The sequence below is a fragment of the Cognatundibacterium jejuense genome (assembly GCF_014284255.1).
GTDB classification, from domain to species: Bacteria; Pseudomonadota; Gammaproteobacteria; order Burkholderiales; family Burkholderiaceae_D; genus Undibacterium; species Undibacterium jejuense.
Map to the genome: position 1 here is coordinate 1 of NZ_JACOFV010000033.1, position 4,981 is coordinate 4,981.

The following is a 4,981-nucleotide window of genomic DNA, read 5'->3' on the forward strand; positions in this document are numbered from 1 at the left end:
TTTAGGAGTGGTAGTTCAGTTGGTTAGAATACCGGCCTGTCACGCCGGGGGTCGCGGGTTCGAGCCCCGTCCGCTCCGCCAATATAAAAAAGGTCTTATAATTCAATGAGTTATAAGACCTTTTCCTTTTGGGCTGGTAGCAAATTTGGTAGCAATCATGCTCAATTTGCCAGTTTATCTTCGCAATTCATCCTACTATTTCCATACTCGTATCCACGGTAAACAAATTAAACGATCACTGCATACAGCAGATCGTCAAGTTGCTATCATAAGAGCCTGTAAACTACTTGAAGGCATTCAGATGAGTATTGACCTTAATAATATAAAAAAATACGAACTGGACCTTTCTAGGGGTATTGCTAAATCAGATGGTCCTGAGGACCACCAGCGATTAATGGAAGCAATGGCATTTTTGCGAGAAAGTCAAAATCAAAGTCAAAAGCAACCCCCAGTATTGGAAAGCACAGTCAAGCTGGCTTCCTCTTCTACGAAGTCCCTCACTCTGTTGGAATTATTAGACAAGTATTTTTTACTGAAAAAAGTCAAACCTGCTACGATATTGGCACATAAAAATACCGTTAAAGAGTTTGAAACTTTTTTTAAATTGAAGTGTTATATTTCTGAAATTCAGGTCGGAGATATCACCCGATTTCAAGAATTTTTAGCAGGTAAAGGAAATGTGCCCAGAACCATTGACGGCAAAATTGGCTACATTAAAGCATTATTAAATTTTGCAATTAAACAGGGGTATCTCTTGAATCAGAAAAATCCTGCTGAAAATATGTCCTTAATGACCAAACGGCAAAAATTATCTGACGGCTATTTGATTTTTGAAGCTGAAGAAATTAAGCAAATTTTTACCAGTGAGTATTACAAGGAACAAAAACAATCTGACCCTGATTATTATTATGTGTTGTTATTGGGGTTAATTACTGGGTGCAGAATTTCAGAAATAACGACCCTGACAAAATCACAGTTTCAGATCTCTGAAAAATATACCTACATGGTTGTGATTCGAGATTCAAAAACTTCAGCAGGAAAAAGAGAAGTCCCTCTGCCCCATCAGTTTTTTGATGAAGATTTTAAAAAATTTGTGAGTTCCAAAGAAGACTTTATTTTTAAATATGTGAGTCGGGTTGGTAAAGGTTCAGGAAATGCAGTAGGTAAAAAAATTGCCAGACATTTAGCTGAATTAAAAATTAATAGGGGTAAGCTGGTTTTTCATTCGCTCAGAAAATTTCTGAATGACTATTTTATGAAAAATGAAGTTGCCTATGAACCTCGTTGCCAGTTTTTTGGGCATGAAATTGAGTCGGTCAATGTCGCTACTTATTCCAATAAATTTAGTGTGGACAGGTTAGGTGAGATTGTTATTCAGCAACAACTTAAATTATTGCGAATGACAAAAATCATTCCAGAATATGAAAATTTCATAAAAATACCTCAATCCGAATAAAAAGTTATGTGCATAAAAATGTATATAGTTCCATTTATATGCGCGAAAAAGTGTAAATGTGAAAGAAATTTCATTTTGATTTATTGCAAACCGATAAAATAATTTGTAGCTTAATTTTATATCGCTGGGGTTTTCATGTTTATAAATGCGTTTTTAATTACATTGCGACGATTGGCAATACCGTTTATTGCTGGCATGATTGGTAGCAACGTTGTAATGGTTTTTACAGGTAGTTGGTCTTTGTGGATAGTTCCGATTCAAATTGGAATTATTTTGCTTGGAGCAATTATTTTTAGCCCGATTGAATACTATAAACTTAGTAACTACAAAAAGATGAGTAACGAACAAACTTGATTTTTAATTTTTGTTTTATATGTTGTACTCGAAAAACGAGGCACATATGAAAAGTAGAAAAATTAAGGCTAGAATTTATATCAAGCTAAAATACAAATTTAAGAAAAAGGTCTTGAAAATGAAATTCATTGAATTAAATGGCGACTTGTATCCATTGAATGATCGTGTCATATTTAAGACGAAGATTTTAGAGAATAATTCTCACAATTTGTATCTTAACTACACAGATGGAAATTTGAGCGATTTATTAATTTCGGATATTACAAATCAGAAAAATCTTTCAATTGAGAAGAAAATTGAGTTCGCCTTAAAAGGTAAAGTGAAAGAAATTTCATTCTGATTTATTGCAACCGATTAAAAAATTATCCAGCCTAGAGCTGGATTTTTTTATTCGGAACGGGATTTTAAGGGTGAAACCCTTAAGGTTTTGTTGTTGTTTTTGACCTGGATTTTTGCTCCGCAGGACCGACACTTATGCAATAAGTATAGTCGGTCACTATACAAGGAAAATTAAAAGCCAATTCGTTGACAAGGAGATAAAAAAAGATATATTAAATAATAACAAAAATATAATAATATGTCCTATCAGTTTATCCATTTTGATGCTTATGCTCGTGAAGGTTCAAAGCAAACTAAAACAGTTACCAAAAAGAACGGTAATAAAATAACCACAACAAAACAAGTTAAAAGTCTTCGTCAAATTCTGGAGGAGCAAGCTCGTATTGAAGAGGCTTGTCCTCATATCCAAGAACCACGAAGACCAGGAATACTTTATGGTGTTCCACCTATGGAAGTTTTACCTATTGCAGAAGAATGGGCAGAAAGTGCAACCGATTCTATTGGTAGGAAATTAAGAAAAGACGGTATGGTCGCTCTGGTTGGTGTTGCAAGTATTCCTCGTGAAATGGAAGATAATTTCCCAGAATTTGCAGAAGATACTTTGCAATGGTTAAAAAATAAATATGGTGACAGATTAAAAAGTGTTGTTGTCCATAATGACGAATCACACCCACATTTACATTTCACAGTAGTGCCAAGAATTGGCGAACGATTTGACGATATACACGAAGGTATTAAAGCCAAAAATTTAGCTAAAAAAGAAGGTAAGAATGCAGGTGCTCAAAATCTTGCTTATATTGAATCAATGCGAGATATTCAAGACGATTATTCTAACAAAGTAGCAATAAAACACGGATTAACCAGACTAGGACCTGGTCGCAGGAGGTTAACTCGTGGTGAGTGGATGGCTGAAAAAGCACAAGCAAGATTTTTTGCAGATGCCAAGGCAGTAGCAAAACAATATATGAAAAAGGGTTATAAAGCAGGAATTGCCAAAGCAGAAAACAAAGCCAATGAAATAATAAAATTAGCAGAAAAAAATGCTCAAAGTCTGGGTTCAAAAATTGGTAGTGTAATGACGGGTGTTTTATCTGCTTGGCATAAGCCAAGTATTGAAGCTATTGAAGAATTGGAGCAGATAAAAAAATCTGCTGAAAAAGAAAAAAAGAAAGCTGAAGAATATAAAAAACAAGCGAAGGAATGGGCTGATAAACGAGTTGCGAATGTGAGTAACCAGATTACAGAACAAAAGGCTAAAACTGAGGAATTGAATAAAGAATTAGATAAGGAAAGGGAAAAAGTTCAGGACCTTGCTGATACTTTGAAATGGTATGAAAAAAAGTTTGGTAAAACTCCTGATGGTTTCCAAAAATACAAAAAATAGGGGAATTTTTTCGCCGTTTCCTTTTTATTTACTATCGTAAATCTCTAACGAGTTTTTCTTTGCTGGTGTGTTATTAATATAATTATATGTAAAAATAATAATATAAATTCTGTATACAAGACCTATCGGTCTTGTTTGTGTCTTTGCTGTTCACCGTGCTATCACACGGTTCCAGCAAAGACTTACCCAAAGGACAAATTTAAAAAATTTGAACTTGAGGTCTTTACTGGGAGGCTAACCACATAGCACCAGGTTGAAATAAATTAAGTTTTTCAACTTTGAGAATTCACAGTCTTAATACTGCTCAAGCGGGGTTTCTCTGATTGACTTCCCTGTGGCTTTGCTTGATTACCGTTCTAGCCTACTTACTGAATGATTTTATTGGTTCAGTGCTTACCTTTTTCTCAGAGCCTTTTCCAGTTAAGTTTTTACACTCTATTTTTACCTGTGCCAGTTTTGAAAATATTTAGCTATTTATATACGAACCGTGAAGACTGAGAAGAATTGACGAATAATACATAAACAATAATGCAAATATATTAAAAATTTCTTATTTGTCAAATTATCTTTAAACAGAAACAAAAAAACCTACTTTTCGTAGGTTTTTAGGTCAATTCTTCCCAGATTGATATGCCGTTAAGCACATAACTGATAATAGAAGAAATTTATTATTTGTCAATAGTTATATCAAAAACCGTAAGAGTTTATTTACTCCAAACAGAAATGACCCCTTTTGTTGGATTGAATTGACTTCTAGTAATTTTTTATTAATTTAATTCATAAATGGAGATGATATGAATTATATAAATAAAATGTTTCTTTTAATGAATTTGTTGTATTTGCCTATTTTGACCGGACTTGATTACTTTTTTCATCGCAATGATGTGCAATTTGCTATACAGGTCACATATACAATTGGTGTGATTTGTATCCAAATTGGAAAAATATCATACGATCAAAGAACTATAATACGTGGATAAAATAACTACTAATAATGGAATTAGATTTGCAAGAAAATGGCCTTTTGTGTCATTTTTCTCAAATACATTTTCACATACACTGTAAATGACCGCACCAACTGTACATAATTTGTATGCTATTAAAAAGCCATGCCAGTGAGATTCAAGTATAGATTGGGTGGTCAATGTAATTAAAAATACAACAAAAACAATCCTCATCAAATAATCATAAATCGGTGTTTTGTTCATTTGCAAGTATCCTATTGGAAATTTAACCTTTGGAATCATAGCTTAAATGAACGTGTTAGGAGCATTTTGGTGTACAAGAATTATGGAAATACTGCTAAAATCTGCACTCGTTTAGCAGTGGTAACAGAATTGGTAGCAGTTTTTCTGTTTCCTTTTATTAATAATGTTGCTAAGTCCTTGATTTTATTGGTTAAAAAAGTTGATGGGTGAGTTTTTTTCACAGCCCCGTCCGCTCCGCCA

Annotated in this window: 4 protein-coding genes and 1 tRNA gene; 4 read left to right on the plus strand and 1 reads right to left on the minus strand. The window is 33.6% G+C overall.

Translation table 11 applies throughout. The features are described from left to right. The first annotated feature begins 4 nt into the window (after window positions 1-4). The 4 genes from H8K32_RS19755 (at window position 5) to H8K32_RS19770 (ending at window position 3,533) form a co-directional block, all read left to right on the plus strand. Window positions 5-81, plus strand: a tRNA-Asp gene (locus tag H8K32_RS19755). 76 nt (window positions 82-157) lie between these two features. Further along, entirely contained in the window at window positions 158-1,456 is a 1,299-nt protein-coding gene (locus tag H8K32_RS19760; protein ID WP_186914315.1) for a phage integrase SAM-like domain-containing protein, read from the plus strand. Window positions 1,457-1,591: 135 nt separating this feature from the next. Further along, entirely contained in the window at window positions 1,592-1,810 is a 219-nt protein-coding gene (locus H8K32_RS19765; protein ID WP_186914317.1) for a hypothetical protein, read from the plus strand. Window positions 1,811-2,387: 577 nt separating this feature from the next. Continuing rightward, window positions 2,388-3,533: a plasmid recombination protein gene (locus H8K32_RS19770; RefSeq protein WP_186914319.1), complete on the plus strand. Its 1,146-nt coding sequence runs from the start codon at window positions 2,388-2,390 to the stop codon at window positions 3,531-3,533. A gap of 947 nt (window positions 3,534-4,480) precedes the next feature. Here H8K32_RS19770 and H8K32_RS19775 read toward each other — a convergent pair. Further along, window positions 4,481-4,741 carry a hypothetical protein gene (locus H8K32_RS19775; RefSeq protein ID WP_186914321.1) on the minus strand — a complete coding sequence of 87 codons (261 nt, stop codon included), beginning with the start codon at window positions 4,739-4,741 and terminating at the stop codon, window positions 4,481-4,483. Between the last annotated feature and the right edge of the window lie 240 nt (window positions 4,742-4,981).

Coding starts and splice junctions, on each gene's coding strand:
- H8K32_RS19760 (WP_186914315.1), top strand. CDS start 158: ATGCTCAATTTGCCAGTTTATCTTCGCAATTCATCCTACTATTTCCAT.
- H8K32_RS19765 (WP_186914317.1), top strand. CDS start 1,592: ATGTTTATAAATGCGTTTTTAATTACATTGCGACGATTGGCAATACCG.
- H8K32_RS19770 (WP_186914319.1), top strand. CDS start 2,388: ATGTCCTATCAGTTTATCCATTTTGATGCTTATGCTCGTGAAGGTTCA.
- H8K32_RS19775 (WP_186914321.1), bottom strand. CDS start 4,741: ATGAACAAAACACCGATTTATGATTATTTGATGAGGATTGTTTTTGTT.